Source organism: Stenotrophomonas sp. GL_111 (assembly GCF_057835245.1).
The window spans coordinates 4,196,105-4,212,754 of the sequence record NZ_CM174421.1 but is presented as its reverse complement, the minus strand read 5'-3'; the positions used below and the strand labels follow the sequence as shown (position 1 = coordinate 4,212,754).

General features: G+C 68.6%; 15 protein-coding genes. 8 read left to right on the top strand and 7 right to left on the bottom strand.

The window, feature by feature from the left end:
• Window positions 1–144 precede the first annotated feature (144 nt).
• Window positions 145–2,649: an ATP-dependent helicase HrpB gene (gene hrpB / locus AC3IPM_RS18710; RefSeq protein WP_489301735.1), complete on the bottom strand. Its 2,505-nt coding sequence runs from the start codon at window positions 2,647–2,649 to the stop codon at window positions 145–147.
• A gap of 92 nt (window positions 2,650–2,741) precedes the next feature.
• Here hrpB and AC3IPM_RS18705 point away from each other — a divergent pair, with 92 nt between their 5' ends.
• Together AC3IPM_RS18705 and AC3IPM_RS18700 are read left to right on the top strand one after the other, a co-directional pair.
• Window positions 2,742–3,779, top strand: a complete 1,038-nt coding sequence (locus AC3IPM_RS18705; RefSeq protein WP_489301734.1) for a hypothetical protein — start codon at window positions 2,742–2,744, stop codon at window positions 3,777–3,779.
• 52 nt (window positions 3,780–3,831) lie between these two features.
• On the top strand, window positions 3,832–4,647 hold the full coding sequence (locus AC3IPM_RS18700; RefSeq protein WP_489301733.1) for a TatD family hydrolase: 816 nt from the start codon (window positions 3,832–3,834) through the stop codon (window positions 4,645–4,647).
• Between the two features lie 97 nt (window positions 4,648–4,744).
• On the opposite strand, the gene AC3IPM_RS18695 is transcribed toward AC3IPM_RS18700, so the two are convergent.
• Genes AC3IPM_RS18695 through AC3IPM_RS18680 form a run of 4 tightly spaced genes read right to left on the bottom strand, consistent with a single transcriptional unit; the run spans window position 4,745 to window position 8,344 of the window.
• Entirely contained in the window at window positions 4,745–5,647 is a 903-nt protein-coding gene (locus AC3IPM_RS18695; protein WP_489301732.1) for an NAD-dependent epimerase/dehydratase family protein, read from the bottom strand.
• A 2-nt stretch (window positions 5,648–5,649) separates the two neighbouring features.
• Entirely contained in the window at window positions 5,650–6,588 is a 939-nt protein-coding gene (gene panE, locus AC3IPM_RS18690) for a 2-dehydropantoate 2-reductase (protein WP_489301731.1), read from the bottom strand.
• Window positions 6,588–7,388: an ABC transporter permease gene (locus AC3IPM_RS18685; RefSeq protein WP_489301730.1), complete on the bottom strand. Its 801-nt coding sequence runs from the start codon at window positions 7,386–7,388 to the stop codon at window positions 6,588–6,590. The genes panE and AC3IPM_RS18685 overlap by 1 nt, the downstream gene beginning before the upstream one ends.
• On the bottom strand, window positions 7,385–8,344 hold the full coding sequence (locus AC3IPM_RS18680) for an ABC transporter ATP-binding protein (protein ID WP_489301729.1): 960 nt from the start codon (window positions 8,342–8,344) through the stop codon (window positions 7,385–7,387). The genes AC3IPM_RS18685 and AC3IPM_RS18680 overlap by 4 nt, the downstream gene beginning before the upstream one ends.
• A gap of 104 nt (window positions 8,345–8,448) precedes the next feature.
• On the opposite strand from AC3IPM_RS18680, the gene AC3IPM_RS18675 reads away from it, so the two are divergent.
• Window positions 8,449–9,198 carry a ferredoxin--NADP reductase gene (locus tag AC3IPM_RS18675; RefSeq protein ID WP_489301728.1) on the top strand — a complete coding sequence of 250 codons (750 nt, stop codon included), beginning with the start codon at window positions 8,449–8,451 and terminating at the stop codon, window positions 9,196–9,198.
• Between the two features lie 50 nt (window positions 9,199–9,248).
• Here AC3IPM_RS18675 and AC3IPM_RS18670 read toward each other — a convergent pair whose 3' ends face one another.
• Window positions 9,249–10,412, bottom strand: coding sequence for a lytic polysaccharide monooxygenase (locus AC3IPM_RS18670; RefSeq protein ID WP_489301727.1), 1,164 nt, complete (start codon window positions 10,410–10,412; stop codon window positions 9,249–9,251).
• 244 nt (window positions 10,413–10,656) lie between these two features.
• On the opposite strand from AC3IPM_RS18670, the gene AC3IPM_RS18665 reads away from it, so the two are divergent.
• The 4 genes from AC3IPM_RS18665 (at window position 10,657) to AC3IPM_RS18650 (ending at window position 15,343) form a co-directional block, all read left to right on the top strand.
• Entirely contained in the window at window positions 10,657–11,826 is a 1,170-nt protein-coding gene (locus AC3IPM_RS18665) for a GGDEF domain-containing protein (protein ID WP_489301726.1), read from the top strand.
• An 81-nt stretch (window positions 11,827–11,907) separates the two neighbouring features.
• Window positions 11,908–13,419, top strand: a complete 1,512-nt coding sequence (locus tag AC3IPM_RS18660) for an alpha/beta hydrolase (protein WP_489301725.1) — start codon at window positions 11,908–11,910, stop codon at window positions 13,417–13,419.
• Complete coding sequence (locus AC3IPM_RS18655; protein ID WP_489301724.1) at window positions 13,416–14,162, top strand: ABC transporter ATP-binding protein; 747 nt, start codon at window positions 13,416–13,418, stop codon at window positions 14,160–14,162. The genes AC3IPM_RS18660 and AC3IPM_RS18655 overlap by 4 nt, the downstream gene beginning before the upstream one ends.
• Window positions 14,159–15,343, top strand: coding sequence for an ABC transporter permease (locus AC3IPM_RS18650; protein WP_489301723.1), 1,185 nt, complete (start codon window positions 14,159–14,161; stop codon window positions 15,341–15,343). The genes AC3IPM_RS18655 and AC3IPM_RS18650 overlap by 4 nt, the downstream gene beginning before the upstream one ends.
• A gap of 148 nt (window positions 15,344–15,491) precedes the next feature.
• Here the strand turns inward: AC3IPM_RS18650 and AC3IPM_RS18645 are convergent, their stop codons facing one another.
• Window positions 15,492–16,277 (bottom strand): AraC family transcriptional regulator, encoded by a 786-nt coding sequence (locus tag AC3IPM_RS18645; protein ID WP_489301722.1) that lies wholly within the window; start codon window positions 16,275–16,277, stop codon window positions 15,492–15,494.
• Window positions 16,278–16,354: 77 nt separating this feature from the next.
• On the opposite strand from AC3IPM_RS18645, the gene AC3IPM_RS18640 reads away from it, so the two are divergent.
• A complete protein-coding gene (locus tag AC3IPM_RS18640) occupies window positions 16,355–16,609 on the top strand; it encodes a hypothetical protein (RefSeq protein ID WP_489301721.1) in 255 nt (84 codons plus the stop codon).
• The last annotated feature ends 41 nt before the right edge of the window (window positions 16,610–16,650 follow it).

Sequence of the window (16,650 nt, the reverse complement as noted above, 5' to 3'; positions counted from 1 at the left end):
CGGGCCGTGTAGGGCGTGTTATCCGCCGCCCACGGCCGATTCACGACTGTAGCCGCTTGCGCCACCGGTTGCAGCGCGGGCTCGTGCCGCGGTCAGGTAGCAGCCATGAATGCGAGGCGCATGTGCAGGCGGCCGCGCCCGGTGTCATGTGCCGCGGGGCTTGGCCCGGTGCGTGGCGGTGGCCGTCCACGGGTCGTCCGGCCACGGATGCTTGGGATAGCGGCCCTTCATTTCCTTTTTCACTTCCGCATAGGTGTTCGCCCAGAAATTGCGCAGGTCCTGGGTCACCTGCAGCGGGCGGCCACCGGGCGAGAGCAGGTGCAGCGTCAGCGCGATGCGGTTGTCGGCGATACGCGGCGTATCGGCCAGACCGAACAGTTCCTGCAGCTTGACTGCCAATACCGGTGGCTGCGGGGTCACGCCGTCGGCCTCGAGCGCGTAGTGGATCGGGCGCTCCATGCCCGATGGCACCGCGATGCGGACCGGTGCATGGCGGTCGACCAGCTGGCGCTGCGCCCACGGCAGCGGCGACTTCAGTGCCTCGCCCAGGGCGGCCTCATCCAGGGCATCCAGCCGCGTCCTGCCGCCGAACGCGGGGGTGAGCCAGTGCGACAACGTGGCCATCAATGCGGCATCGGACACGTCCGGTAGTTCCAGCGCCGGCATCCACGCGCGCAGGCTGACCACGCGCGCCTGCCATTGGCGCAGGCCGTCGGTCCACGGCAGTGATGCCAGCCCCAGCTCGGCCACCGCCTCGGTCAGTGCCTGCGCGGCCTGTGCCGGATCCACCCGGCCGGCCGAGCGGCTGTCGAGCACGATGCGATCGAAGCGGGTTTCGCGGCGGGCAACCAGCGCGCGTTTCTCGGCATCCCAGCGCACCACGTCCTGCTGCTGGAAGCGTTCCGGGAAATCGCGGCGCAGGCGGCCCTCGTCCACCGGCGCGGCGCGCAGCAGCAGGGCATCGCGCGCCTCGTAGCGCAGTTCCACCGCCACCAGCCACGGTTCGCCGCGCAGGTCGCTGGGATCGAACAGACGCGCGCTGCGCCCGTTGGCCAGCAGGTAGCGCAGTGGATCGGTGGGGTGGCGGGCCGCGATACGGTCGGGAAAGGCATGCGCCAGCAGGTCGCCCAACTGGTGCGCTTCCACCGTGCCCGGCGGTGCACTGTCGCAGCGCAGGCGTCGTCGCCACTGCTTGCTGGCGGCGTCGATGGCGGCCAGGCCACCGCGGTTGGCATCGTGCGGGGCACGGCCGTGGCGGAATGCGGCGATGGCGCGCCAGCGTGCGGCCAGCGCATCGCCGCCCTGGCGCAGTGGATCGCGTGCTTCCACCAGCGCGGCCAGGTCGCAGGCCAGCGCCTGTTCGCTGCCGCTGCCGGCGGCCAGCAGCATCGCCGCCAGCCGCGGGTGCGTGCCCAGCGTGAGCATGCGGCGGCCCAGTGCGGTCAAGGTGCCGCTGTCGGCCAGTGCGCCCAGCCGTTGCAACAGTTCGCGCGCGGCGGCCAGTGCACCCACCGGCGGGGCATCGACGAAGCGCAGGTCATCGCTGCCCCAGGCCGCCAGTTCCAGCGCCAGCGAAGCCAGTTCCACCTGCGCGATCTCGGGCCGACGCTGCGCTTCCAACCGTTGCGACTGCGGCCACAACCGCCACGCCCAACCCTCGGCGACACGCCCGGCGCGCCCGGCCCGCTGGTCGGCCGAGGCCTGTGCGATGTTCACCACGTCCAGCCGCGCGAACCCGCTGTTGGGGTCGTAGCGCGGCTCGCGCGCGAGCCCGGCATCGATCACCACGCGCACGCCGGGCAGGGTCACCGACGACTCGGCCACATTGGTGGCCAGCACCACCCGGCGCTGGCCGTTTGGATCGGGCTGCAGCACGCGCGACTGCTGTTCCACCGGCAGTTCGCCATGCAGCGGCAGCACCTGCACGGTGCCGGGCAGTGCCTGTTCCAGCGCCGCCTGGGTACGCGCGATCTCGCGTTGGCCGGGCAGGAACACCAGCACATCGCCCGGATGCTCGCCCAACGCCTGTTCCACCGCCCGCCGCGCCTGCGCTTCCAACGCCTCGTCGCGGCGCGCCGGGAAGTGGCTGATCGTGACCGGGAAACTGCGGCCTTCGCTGCTCAACCGCGGCGCGTCCAGGAACTGCGCCAGGCGCTCACCGTCCAGCGTGGCCGACATCACCACGATGCGCAGGTCCTCGCGCAGCTGCGACTGCACATCCAGCGCCAATGCCAGGCCGAGGTCCGCAGCAAGGTGGCGCTCGTGGAATTCATCGAACAGCAGCGCGCCCACGCCTTCCAGCATCGGATCGTCCTGCAGCATCCGCGTGAGGATGCCTTCGGTGACCACTTCCACCCGGGTGCGCGCGGAGATCTTGTTCTCGAAGCGGATGCGATAGCCGACCGTGCCGCCGACCTCCTCGCCGAGCTGGCGCGCCATGAACTGTGCGGCGCTGCGCGCGGCGACCCGGCGCGGCTCCAGCATGATGATCTTCCGGCCTTGCAACCACGGCGCATCCAGCAGGGCCAGCGGCACCTGGGTGGTCTTGCCGGCACCGGGTGGCGCTTCCAGCACCAGGCGCGGCTGGCGCTCCAGTGCGTTCAGGATCTGCGGAAGCAGCGTGGCGATGGGGAAAATCGGCGGATTCATCGCACAAGGATACGGTGTCGCGGCGGTATGCCGATTGCCAGAGGCCCGCGCCCATGCTTCCCTGTGCCGCCCCGTGGTACCTGGACGTGTGCATGTCGCGTATTGCTCGCCTGTTGTTGCTGGCCCTGTGTTGTGCGGCCGCGTCGGTTGCGGCGGCCGCGCCTACCGCTGCCGACACCGGGATGCCCGACGAGGGGCTGCACATGCCCTATGACGGGCACCCGATGGCGATGCTGCTGCGGCCCACGATCGATGCCCGCTACCTGCCGGCCGGGCTGGACAATGAGGCGGCCATTCGCGCCGCGGTGGCCGACGGCACCCTGCGCGAAGCGATCTATCCCAGCCTGCAGTTGGCCGACGACCGCGCCTACGTGTGGTTGTCGCAGTTCGGGCGCAGCACGCTCGGCCCGGTGCCCAATACGCTGACGCGCTGCGATGCCAGTGACGGCTTCCGCCTGCTGCTGGACACCGAAGACTGTAACGTGGGCGAGGCGCCCAGCCTGCACTTCCAGCGCCAGAAGGGTGCCGATCTGCGCTGCGTGGAATGTGCGGCGCTGGGCCTGCCCGAACGCTGGCAGCCGCAGCTGCCGGGTGCGCAGTGCAGCCTGCCCAGCTGGAACCTGGACAACGCACGTCGGCAGTACGCCACCTGGCTGACGCGGTTCGAGCGCGATATCCAGCCCTTCCTGCAGAGACCCAGCGAGGCGTTCTGGCGGGCCAATGGCGTGTCCCTGCAGTTCAGCGTGGTGCCACGGTCGCGGGCCACCGCCACGTTGTTCAGCATGAGTGTCGCTGCGGACGGTTTCGGCGCCTCGGTCGGTGCGGTCGATGCACCCGCGCGCACCGACCTGCTGCCGGCCCTGTTGGCGCTGCTGCGCACGGCCGAGGTGAGCGCGCGCGGTGGTCTGTATCCCGAGCCCGAGGCGGATTTCTCGGCCCTGTGCGCGGAAGTCTGGTACCTGCGCCTGCCGGGCCGCCGGGTGCCCGCGGGTCCGCCTGCGCCCGCTGACACGCTGGTGCGCGACGGCGCACCCTTCATCACCGTGATGCGCGAGGGCGACCGCGTGCTGCTGACCGGCATCTCCCGCGAGCTGGCGCGGGCACTGCTCGATCCGCCCGGCGAGGACTGAGCCTGTCTGCAGCCCGCTACAATGACCGGGTTTTCCGTCCTGCAGCAGCCCCATGCACTTGATCGATATCGGCGCCAACCTCACCCACGATTCCTTTGATCGCGACCGCGACGCCGTGCTCGCACGGGCGCGCGAGGCGGGCGTGGTGCAGATGGTGATCACCGGTGCCAGCCGCGAGCATTCGCCGCAGGCACTGGCGCTGGCCCGGCAGCATCCGGGCTTCCTGTACGCCACGGCCGGCGTGCACCCGCACCACGCGGTGGAATACACCGACGAGTGCGATACCGAGATGCGCGCGCTGCATGCGCATGCCGAGGTGGTGGCGGTGGGCGAGTGCGGGCTGGATTACTTCCGTGATTTCGCCCCGCGCCCGGCCCAGCACCGCGCCTTCGAGCGCCAGTTGCAACTGGCCAGCGAGGTGCTTGCTGCCGATGGCGCGCGCAAGCCGCTGTTCCTGCACCAGCGCGATGCGCATGCCGATTTCATGAGCATGATGAAGAACTTCGACGGCAGGCTGGGTGCGGCGGTGGTGCATTGCTTCACCGGCGAGCGCCAGGAACTGTTCGACTACCTCGACCAGGACTGGTACATCGGCATCACCGGTTGGTTGTGCGACGAACGCCGTGGCGCGCACCTGCGCGAACTGGTCAAGCACATTCCGGCCGAGCGCCTGATGATCGAGACCGATGCCCCCTACCTGCTGCCGCGCTCGCTCAAGCCGATGCCGAAGGACCGTCGCAACGAGCCGATGTTCCTGTCGCACATCGTCGAGGAACTGGCACGCGATCGCGGCGAAGCAGTGGACGTCACCGCAGCCAATGCGACGGCGGCCACGCGCACGTTCTTCCGGTTACCCGACGTAGCCTGATCCGCCCAGCTTCGGTAGTGCCGAGCCATGCTCGGCAACCGCTTCGGTAGTGCCTAGCCATGCTCGGCAACCGCGCGCAGCCGAGCATGGCTCGGCGCTACCGGTTCGCGGTGACGCGCCCGTCGCCTGCTGCCCACGCATCGTCCAGCCCTTCGCGGTAGGTAGGGAAGCGTGGCTGCCACTGCAACGCCTCGCGCGTGCCGCGACTGTCGATGCGCTTGTTGCTGCTGTAGAAGCGGCGCAGCGAGGCAGGAACCGCCGGGTCATCCCAGGCCTGCGTGGCAGGCAACGGTAGACCACTCAGTGCCGCTGCGTAGGCCAGCACGTCCTGCGGCGGAGCGGGCGCATCGTCGGCGGGCAGATACAGCGCGTTGCCCTGCGGTCGTCGCATCGCTTCCAGCACCGCGGTGGCCAGGTCCTCTACATGCAATCGGTTGAACACCAGCCCCGGCCGCATGACCGCGCGGGCCTTGCCCTGCGCCAGCTGCACCAGCGCATTGCGGCCACGCCCATACAGGCCGGGCAGCCGGAATACCGCCGAGGCGATGCCGCGCGCCTGCGCGAATGCCTGCCACTGCCGTTCGGCACGCAGGCGCTTCAGTGCGGTGTCGTCCGTGGCATCGTCTGCCGCGTGCAGGTCGACCCAGCCGCCATCGCGATCGGCGTAGACGGCGGTCGAAGAGAGATAGCCCACCCAGCGCAGCGACGGCGAATCCTGCAGCGCCTCGCCGAGCAGCCGTAGCGCAGGGTCACCTTCGGCATCGGGCGGGACACTGCACAGGATCGCATCGGCGCTCCGGATCGCCTCATGCAGCGCCGCATCGATGGGGTATCCCTCTGCCAGCCGATGGCGGCGCACGCCATCGTCCGCTGCGGTGGCAGGATCGCGCACGGTGCCGCTGCAGGCAATGCCCTGGGCCTGCAGCAGGGCGGCCACGTGCCGCCCGCTGTAGCCCAGGCCCAGCACCAGCACGCGTGCCGGTGCGGTGTTGGTGCGCATGCTCAGGCGCTGCGCTGGCGCTGGTAGGCCTGCAGGTGGCTGTAGGCCACCGCCAGCAGCGGCGCGGCCTGCCCGGCCGCACGTGCACGCACCAGCATGTCGCCGACGATCTGCTCGGCCTCAACCTGCTGGCCGGCTTCCAGATCACGCAGCATCGAGGCCTTCAGGGTCGAGCCGGCCTGGGTGGTCGCACCCAGTGCCGCTTCGCGTGCCTTGTGCGGAATCGGCTCACCGGCTGCCTCGGCCACCGCCAGGCATTCGTCGTAGAGCCCGCGTACGATCGCCGCGCCATCCTCGGTGGCCACGATGGTGCCGACATCGGCGCGCATCAGGCAGGTCGACGCAGCCAGCGTGGTCAGGAACGTGTACTTGATCCACTGCTCCTGGCCGATCGCATCGCTGGCCACGTAGTCCACGCCGGCCTGCACGCAGGTTGCCGCCAACGCCAGCACCCGCGCGCTGCTGCCGGTGCCATCGCGCTCGCCGAAGGTCAGCTTGGCCGCAGGCGCAAGGTGCACCACTGCGCCATCGGCGGCCTTGGTCGCGCTGATGAAGCACAGCCCGCCCAGCACCGCATCGCGGCCGAAGCGCGCATCCAGATCGGCGTAATGGCGCAGCCCGTTGAGGATCGGCAACACCGTGGTGCGCGGCCCCATCGCCGGCGCGATCGCCTCGATGGAACTGCCCAGGTCATAGGCCTTGCAGCTCAGAATGACCAGGTCGAACGGCTGCGCCGCCGCCAGCGCCGGCAATGCCTCGGCAGTGACGTGCTGCACCGCGAACGTCGCATCCCCCAGCGGGCTGCGGATCACCAGGCCCTCGGCCTCCAGCTGCGCCGCGCGCGCCGGTCGCACCAGGAACGTCACATCGACGCCGGCCTGGGCCAGGCGACCGCCAAAGTAGCCGCCGGTTCCGCCGGCGCCGAGAACCAGGATGCGCATCAGCTGCGCATCCCCACGCCACGCTTCAACAGCCACAGCGCCAGCGCGGTGAGCGCCACCACGAAGCCGATCATCAGCGCATAGGCCACCCACAGCGGCACGTCGCTGGTGCCCAGCAGGCCGTAGCGGAACGCGTTGACCATGTAGAAGATCGGGTTGGCGTGGGTGGCCGCTTCGGCCCAGGTCGGCAGCAGCTTCACCGAATAGAACACACCGCCCAGGTAGGTCAGCGGGGTCAGGATGAAGGTCGGCACGATCGCCACGTCATCGAACTTCTTGGCGTACACCGCGTTGATGAAACCGGCCAGCGAGAAGATCGTCGCGCCCAGGATCACAGTGGTCAGCGTCACCAGCGGGTGCGGAATGCGCACCGGGGTGAAGAACATCGCGATGATCAGCACGATCACGCCCACCATCAGGCCGCGCAGCACCGCACCGGACACATAGCCCCACAGGATCACCCAGTTCGGCATCGGGCTGACCAGCAGCTCCTCCACGTGGCGGCCGAACTTGGCGCCAAAGAACGAGGAACTGATGTTGCCGTAGCTGTTCTGGATCACGCTCATCATCACCAGGCCCGGCACGATGAACTGCATGTAGCTGTAGCCGCCCATCTCACCCACGCGCGAGCCGATCAGCCCGCCGAAGATCAGGAAGTACAGCGTCATCGTGATTGCCGGCGGCACCAGGGTCTGGCCCCAGATGCGCAGGATGCGCGCCACTTCGCGGCGCACGATGGTCATCAGGGCGATGCGGTTGCGCTGGCCGTCGGTCAGGACCGGGGTCGGGGTGCTGCTCATGCCGCGTTCTCCTGGTTGCCGGTGAGGCGCACGAACAGCTCCTCCAGGCGGTTGCTCTTGGTACGCATCGAACGGACCCGGATGCCGGCGCTGTTGAGCGCCTCGAACACGCGGTTGAGGTCCATCGCGCGGGGCATGTCCACGTCCAGCGTGTGGCCGTCGGTGGCGATCATGGTGGTGCCTTCGATCACCGGCAGCTGCGCCGGCAGCTCGCCGTCGATGTCGAACAGGAAGCCTTCCACGTCGAGTTTGGCCAGCAGTTCGCGCATCGGGCCCTGGGTGACGATCTGCCCGTGGTTGATGATGGCCAGGTTGCGGCACAGGTGCTCGGCTTCTTCCAGGTAGTGCGTGGTCAGGATGATGGTGGTCCCGGCCGCGTTGATCTCCTTGAGCACGCGCCACATGTCGCGGCGGATCTCGATGTCCACACCGGCGGTGGGCTCATCGAGGATCAGCAGGCGCGGGCGGGTCATCATCGCGCGGGCGATCATCAGCCGGCGCTTCATGCCGCCGGACAGGGTACGGCTCATCACCTGCGCCTTTTCCCACAGGTGCGCGCGCTTGAGCTCGGTTTCGGCCATCTGCTCGGCCTCGGCCCGGGCCACGCCATAGAAGCCGGCGTAGTTGACCAGGATATCGAAGGGTTTCTCGAACAGGTTGAAGTTGATCTCCTGCGGCACCAGCCCGATCAGCCGCATGGCGGCGCTGCGGTGGCGCACCAGGTCGGTGCCGAACACCTCGACCTGGCCTTCACTGAGGTTGACCAGCGAGCTGATGATGCCGATCAGGGTCGACTTGCCGGCCCCGTTGGGGCCCAGCAGCGCGAAGAAGTCGCCCGGCGCAACGTCCAGCGAGACGCCTTTGAGCGCCTGGGTACCGTTGTCGTAGGTCTTGCGGAGGTCGCGGACCCGCAGGGCGGGGGCCGTGGGGGGCGCGGGAGTATTCTGGGAAGCCAAGCTCTTGCCTTCGCGCCTGCGGGCTGGCGCTGGATAGGGGCGGGGAGCGGCTATTATAGAAGACCCTGAGGGCTCGCCCCGGCTACACACTGTTTCCCAAAATCGTGCCTGTTCAATTCCCCCTCAAGCTGGTTGACCGGCGCATGCTGGCCCCCACCGTCGGCCACTACCAGTTCCTGCGTGATGACGGCCAGCCGCTGGATTTCCAGCCCGGCCAGTTCATCCAGGTCCATTTCCACTACGCCGACGGCACCGCCACCAAGCGCAGCTACTCGCTGGCCACCATCCATGACCACGCCCTGGGCGCTGGCGATGCGGTGGATATCGCGGTCAGCTTCGTCCCCGGCGGCGCCGCCACGGCCCTGTTCGAGGGCCTGGACCTGGGCGGCCACGTCACCGCCAGCGGCCCGTTCGGCCGGTTCTGCCTGCAGCCGGGCGACCACAACGCCCGCTACCTGCTGATCGCCACCGGCACCGGGGTCACCCCGTACCGCTCGATGTTGCCGCTGCTGGCCACCGCCATGGCCGAGCGCGGGGTGGAAGTGGTGCTGCTGCAGGGGGCCCGCACCCCGGCCGAGCTGCTCTACAGCGATGACTTCCGCGCCTTCGCCGACGCCCACCCGGGCTTCCGCTACGTGCCGTGCCTGTCGCGCGAGCTGCCGGCCAACCCGCATCCGGACGTACGCCACGGCTACGTGCAGCAGCACCTGGCCGAGTTCGCGCCCAATCCGGCCACCGACATCGCCTACCTGTGTGGCAACCCGGACATGGTCGATGCCACCTTCGAGGTGTTGAAAGAAGCGGGTCTGCCGACGCCGCAGGTGCGGCGCGAGAAGTACGTCAGCAGCAAGTAAGGCTTGCGTGCCGGGACGAAGGCTCGCCCCCGTCCCGGCACCGGCATTCCTCAGTACGGAATCCAGGCATCGCGCCAGGCCGCTCCCACACCCGGGGCATACACCGGCGAGTTGACGTTGCACCAGGCGCCTTCCGGGAACGGGCGGCAGGCGTACAGCTTGCCGTCGCTGCCCTTCACCACGGTCTGGCCCGGCACATAGCTGCCCAGCCCGGCCGGGTACACATGGTCGAAATCACCGCCGCCCGGCGGATCGACATCGGGCAGGCGGATGTCGACCTGGTGGGTGAGCCCCCGCTGCAGGTAGACGCGGTTGGCGGTGGCCGAGGCCACAGGCGTGATCACGCCGTTGCTCATCACCCCGATCCGGGCCTGGCGGGCGTCTGCGTTGACCTGGCGCGCCAGCTGCAGCGGCCACTGCGCCGCGCTGGTCTGGCCAGCGGCCAGGGTGGTCTTGATGCGCTCGGCATCACTACCGGCCGAGGTGAACACCCGCAGTTCCACCGCCGTGCCCACCGGCAGGTCGCCGCGTGCGGTCAGCGCCCCGGCGTCCTGCCACAGCGGCGGCGTGCCACCCCCACCACCGTCGAACTTCACGTCCATGCAGGTGTAGAACGCTTCGGTGGAATCCGAGCGTTGCCAGGTGTTGTAGATCATGTGCGGGCCCGAGCGCTTGGGCAGCGGGCAGTCCAGCTTGTAGGTGCCGTCGGCCGACAGCGGTGTGTTGCCCAGGGTGCAGAAGGCTTCCAGGTCCGACCAGCGCAGCTCGCTGCCCGGCTGCCAGCCATCGCGGGTGACGTAGAACTTCCACTCGCGGGTGGCGTGCGGGGCCGGCGCCTTGAACACGAACGTGTAGCGCCCGTTGGCATCGGCGCTGATCGGCGTGGTCTGCCAGTCGCTGCGCTGCAGGTCCAGCCCGCGGAAGGTGGGGTTGTTGCCGCTGCACAACTTGCCGTCCGGCACCACGGCCGGGTGGTTGCCGTTGGCGTTGGCCTGGTTGATGCCCATCCAGTCGTAGAACGCCTGCGAGCCGGCCACGGCCTTGGCCGCGGCGCAGGCCGGGTTGGTCGGGTTCTCCGGGTTGCCCTGGAAGCAGGCGTAAACCCGGCTGATCGGGGTGAGCATGGTGCCGTGCGCTTGGGCGCCGCCGGCCACGGCCAGACCGGCCAGCAGCAGGGACACGCCGGACAGCGGAATGCAGTGTCGAAGAGACATGGAACCTCCAGAGATGATCAAGGGGCTGCCTGCCGAACGCGTGCCCGGAAGCAGCTCGCCGAGTATCACGACGGGTAGGAGAACGCCGAATAGAACGCCGTGTAGATGTTCGACCTTGGGACGCACATCAACAGCGGTATGAGGTGCCCATTCCAGAAGTGAGGGGTCAACCCGGCCCGCCAAGACGGCCGCTACCGCCCGCGCGCGGTAAGATGCGCCGCGCCGCCCTGGCGCCCGAGGCCGCATGTCGCTGGATTTCCCTACCGTCGCAGTGCTTGGCTACCTGCTGTGCCTGGGCATTGCGCTGGGTTTTTCGCTGTTGCTGCTGGTCCTGCGCCGGCAACCGGTGCTGCGCCTGTGGACGGCCAGCCTGTGGCTGCTGGCCGTCAGCGTGACCCTGCTGGCGCTGCGCGACCAGCTGCCGACGGTCCCGGCGATCCTGCTTGGCAACACCGCCATTGCCGCCTCCGGCGTGCTGATGTTGTGCGGCGTGGCCCGTCACCTGGGCCTGCGCCTGCCGCTGTGGCAGCCGCTGTTGCTGGCCGCCGCCTTCCTGGGCGGCATCGTGGTGTTTCTGCTGCCGTTCCCCAGTCTGTCGATCCGGCTGGACGTGTTCAGCGTGTTCGCGGTGCTGGTCAACACCTGGATGGTCGTGCTGCTGCTGCGCCACGCCCCGCCTGCACAACGCACCAGCTGCCGGCTGGCCGCGGTGATCTTCGCCACCGAGGCGCTGCTGTACACCGTGCGGCTGTGGCTGCCGGTGGCACCGGATGCAGGCGAGGACATCATGCGTACCGGCACGCCGATGTTCGCCACCTACCTGGGCGGGGTGATCCTGGAGCTGGCGCGCTGTTTCGCGCTGGTGCTGCTGCTGGTGGAGCGGATGCTGGTGGAACTGCGGCACGCGGCGCGCACCGATGGGCTCACCGGCCTGCTCAACCGCAGCGCGGTACTCGCCGATGGCGCCGCCGCGCTGCTTGATTGCCGGCGCCGGCAGCAACCGCTGGCGCTGCTGCTGCTCGACGTGGATCACTTCAAGCAGATCAACGACCGTTGGGGCCACCTTGGCGGCGATGATGTGCTGCAGCATTTCGCGTTGCTGCTGACGCGCTGCGCCAGCGGCCACACGCACCTGCTGGGCCGCTATGGCGGCGAGGAGTTCGTGTTGCTGCTGCCCGGCGCCGATGCCACGCAGGGGCGCCAGCTGGCCGAGCGGATACGCGCGATGCTGCGCGACAGGCCCGCCCGTATCGAGGGCGTGGCGGTGCCGGTCACCACCAGCATCGGCCTGGTCGTGGACGCCGGGCAGGCCGATCTGGCAGCCCTGCTGGCCGCAGCCGACACCGCGCTGTACCAGGCCAAGGCCGAGGGTCGCGACCGCACGGTGAGCGCGGTGCCGGTGCTGCTGCACTGAGCTGGCAGCCGGGCTTGGTCACATCCTGAACGGTGCTGCGTCATGGCATGCTGAGACCCTTCAATCCAGGATGCGATCGAAATGCGACTTTCCTGCCGTTCCCTGGCTTCCGGCGCAGCGTTGCTGCTGCTGGCGGCCTGCCACGCTGCCCCGGAGGCGCCGCCGGAAGCGGCGCAACGCTCGTACGGAAAACTGGTATTCAAGCCCTGCACGCTGACCAGCGCCCAGGCCAGCGACAACGTGGAAGCCGAGTGCGCCACGCTGCAGGTGCCGGAAAATCCGGACGCGCCCAACGGCCGCAAGATCGGCTTGAACATCGCCTGGCTGGACACCGCCAATGAAGGCGAGGGCAAGGGCGACCCGGTGTTCTTCCTGGCCGGCGGCCCGGGCCAGGCCGCCACCGACGTGGCATCGATCGTCAACACCGCGCTGCGCGAAGTGCGCAAGCAGCGCGACATCATCCTGATCGACCAGCGCGGCACCGGTAAATCCAATCCGCTCACCTGCCTGGGTGCGGACGGCAAGGAACTGCCGCTGGACGAAAGTGCAACACCGTCCACGGCGCTGATCGCCGACTATGCCAAGCGCTGTGCCGCGTCGCTGGCCGACCGCGCCGACACCCGCTTCTACACCACCACCCAGGCCATCGCCGACATCGACACGGTGCGCGCGGCCCTGGGCGTGGACAAGATCAACCTGGTGGGTGGCTCCTACGGCACCCGCGTGGCCCAGCAGTACGCCGCGCGCTACCCGCAGCACACCCGCGCGGTGGTGATCGACGGTGTGGCCCCGAACGATGTGGTGGTCGGCGGTGATTTCGCCAACACCTTCGAGGACGCCATCGACCTGCAGTCCGCGCAATGCCGCAAGGATCCCATCTGCGCCAAGCGTTTTCCGGTGGATACCCGCACCCAGCTGCGCAACGTGATGGACACGCTGGCCAAGACCCCGGTCGAAGTGGACTACCGTGATCCGGGCACCGCCGAAGCCAAGCGCGATGTCCTCACCGCCGACTCGGTGACCGGGCTGGCGTTCATGTTCTCCTACATGCCCGAGCTGTCCTCGCTGTTGCCGGTGGTGCTCGATGAAGCCGCCAACGGGCGCTACGCCTCGTTGATGTCGCTGAGCAAGATGGCCGGCCGCACCCTGGGCGTGCAGATGAACCGGGGCATGCAGTGGTCGGTGATCTGCGCCGAAGACGCCGACCGCTACCAGGCGCCGGCCGCCAGCGATCGCATCCTGGGCCCGGAAGTGGCGCAGATGTTCTTCGCCGCCTGCCCGGGCTGGAACGTGGGCACGCGCCCGAAGGACTTCACCGCGCCGTTCGCCTCCAACCTGCCGGTGCTGCTGCTGTCGGGCCAGTTCGACCCGGTCACCCCGCCGCGCTATGCCGAGCAGGTGCTCAAGACCCTGCCCAACGGCCGCCATCTGGTCGCCAAGGGCCAGGGCCACGGCACCCTCAACGCCGGCTGCATGCCGCGCCTGCTCGGCCAGTTCATGGACCGTGCCGACGCCAAGAGCCTCGATGCCACGTGCCTGGACTCGCTGAGCCCGGTGCCGGCCTTCACCTCGTTCAACGGATGGGAACCATGATCGTCGCCGAGAACCTGCACAAAGCCTTCAAGACCAAGACCGGTCTGATCAAGGCGGTCGAGAACGTTGGTTTCCATGCCGAGGATGGCCAGATCACCGGCCTGCTCGGCCCCAACGGCGCCGGCAAGACCACCACCATGCGCATGCTCTACACGCTGATGACGCCCGATCAGGGCCGCGTCATGGTGGATGGCATCGATGCGGCCGCCGATGCAGTGGCGGTGCGCCGCCGGCTGGGCGTGCTGCCCGACGCACGTGGCGTCTACAAACGCCTGACCGCGCGCGAGAACATCGCCTACTTCGGCCAGCTGCACGGCATGAGCGCCGCGCAGATCCGCGATCGCACCAAGGTGCTCTCCCAGGCGCTGGACATGGAAGACATCCTGGACCGGCAGACCGACGGTTTCTCGCAGGGCCAGCGCACCAAGACCGCCATCGCCCGCGCGCTGGTGCACGACCCGCGCAATGTGATTCTCGATGAGCCCACCAACGGCCTGGACGTGATGACCACGCGCGCGCTGCGTGGCTTCCTGCGTGGCCTGCGCGACGAGGGCCGCTGCGTGATTTTCTCCAGCCACATCATGCAGGAGGTGGCCGCGCTGTGCGATCGCATCGTGATCATCGCGCATGGCACGGTGATGGCGGCCGGCAGCGCCGATGAGCTGCGCGCACAGACCGGGGAAGACAACCTGGAAGATGCCTTCGTCAAGGTGATCGGTTCGGAAGAAGGATTGCACGCATGAGTTCGTTCGCAACGTTGTTGACCGTGATGCGCAAGGAACTGCGCGACCTTTCGCGCGACCGGCGCACCCTGGCGCTGACCCTGCTGCTGGGCCCGCTGCTGTACCCGATCCTGATCCTGGGCATGGGCAAGCTGGCCGAAAGCCGGGTCAAGACCCAGATCGACAAACCGCTGGATATCGCCACCATCGGCCGCGAGAACGCCCCCAACCTGGTGCGTTTCCTGGCCGCGCAGGGGCTCAACGCCGTCGATGCGCCCAAGGACCTGACCACCGCCATCCGCGACCAGCAGATCGACGTGGCGCTGCGGATCAGCGCGGACTTCGGCAAGGACTGGGCCGAAGGGCGTCCGGCGCTGGTGGAGATCGTCAAGGACAGCACCCGTCGCGCCGCCGACATTCCCAGCCAGCGCCTGCAGAATGCCCTGGCCGGTTACAACCAGCAGGTGGGCGCGTTGCGTCTGCTGGCGCGTGGCGTGGATGCGCAGGTCGCACGGCCGCTGGACCTGGCCTCGCAGGACCTGGCCACCGCCGAAGCCAAGCGCGGCCAGGTACTGTCCTTCCTGCTGCCGGTGCTGCTCACCATCACCTCGTTCCTGGGCGGCGCCTACCTGGTGATGGATACCACCGCCGGTGAGCGCGAGCGGCAGTCGCTGGAGCCGCTGCTGGCCACGCCGGCACCGCGCAGCGCGATTGTCAGCGGCAAGATCGCTGCCGCCTGCGTGGTCGGCATGGCGTCGCTGCTGCTCACCCTGTTGGCGTTCAAACTCAGTGCGCAGCTCTCAACCAGCGGGGCCGGTCGACAACTCAACATGGGCTTCGTGCCGATGGCGCAGATGTTGTTGATCATGTTGCCGATGCTGTTCATCGGTACCTCGCTGCTGACCTTCCTGTCGGCGGCGGCCAAGAGCATGAAGGAAGCACAGAGCCACATGACCTGGCTGATGCTGCTGCCGATGCTGCCCGGCTACGCGCTGATGGTGTACCCGCTGAAGAGTGAGCTGTGGCAGTTCGCCGTGCCCTTCCTGGCGCAGAACCAGATGCTGCTCAAAATCATCCGCCACGAAACCATCAGTGCGCAGATGTGGGGTGTATACCTGGCCGCCGGCTTCGGCCTGGCCGCCGTGCTTTGGTATGCCGCCGTACGCCGTTACCACCAGGAACGCCTGGCCATCTCAGGCTGAAACCACGGGTAGAGCCACGCCATGCGTGGCTGCTCCATCGGGCCATCATCCATCGGAACGAAGGGCTGCCACGCATGGCGTGGCACTACCCTTGGGTGGCCCGCGAGGAACCGGTAGCGCCACGCCATGCGTGGCAGCACTGCAACGATCATCCGCAGGCGTAACGCGCAGGCGTGACACCCAGCTCCCGCTTGAACACCGCAATGAAGGCGCTCGGGGTTTCGTAGCCGAGGGCCAGCGCCGTTGCGGTTACGGATGCGCCGGCCCGCAGCTGCGGCAGGGCATGCAGGATACGCAGCCGCTGTCGCCATTGCGCCAAGCCCATGCCGGTTTCGGCGGACCAGCGACGGGCAAGGGTGCGCCCGGAAACACCCGCAAACGAAGCCCACGCCTCGACACTCAGGTTGCGCTCCGGATGCGATGCCAGCGCCCGTGCCACGCGCTGCAGCCGCCGGTCCACGGGTTGCGTCAATGCCAGTGGCAATGGCGTGCAGCAGGCGATCTCATCGACGAGTACCGATGCCAGCCGTTGTTGCGCGGCATCCAGTGGCGCGATCGGCCAGGTCCGCGCGCGGTCGATCGCCGCCTGCAGCAGGGCCGTGGCGAGAAAGACCTGCGGTGTTTGCGGTAGCACTGCGCTGGCCGCGGCATTGAAGTACAGGCTCCAGCCATCGAACGCCTGTTGGCCCAACAATGCGTGCGGCAGCAGCGGTGGGATCCAGGCGATATGGCCGGCGGGCAGCAGCCAGTGCGTGGTACCCACCTCGATCTGCAGCAGGCCGCGGCGTGAGCCGATCAACTGACCGCGCGCATGCTGATGGCGAGGCGTGCGGCGTGCCTCCCCCGACAGTGCCTGCCCGGCGAACAGCAGCGGGCCTGTCGCGGCGTCGGCGAGCGCGGGGTCCAGCAGGACGGGAACTGGCGGATTTGCCATATTGATTGGCAGTTATACGGCAGATCGGTCGCCTTGTGACCGTCACACTGGGATCTCCCCAGAGACGGAGCACCACGATGCGCCCCGAAGACCTTCTTCCCGACCAGCAGGACCACGTGCAACGCGATGGCATCTCCATCCGCAAGGGCAGTGTCGGCGCGTTCCTGGTCAGCGCGCGGCAGTGGCTCGACCCGGCATGCGATGCGCAAACCCGTACCCGTGCCGAAGCGGACCTGCGTGCGCTGATGCCGGGCCTGCACGCGCTTGGCCTGTTCGAGGTAGTGGCGCCGCGTGATCCTGCCCTGCGACGTTTCATTGAACAGTCGCGGTGATGGAACCGGGGCGGGGGCGATGAGGCGTCCGCGCCGGAAAC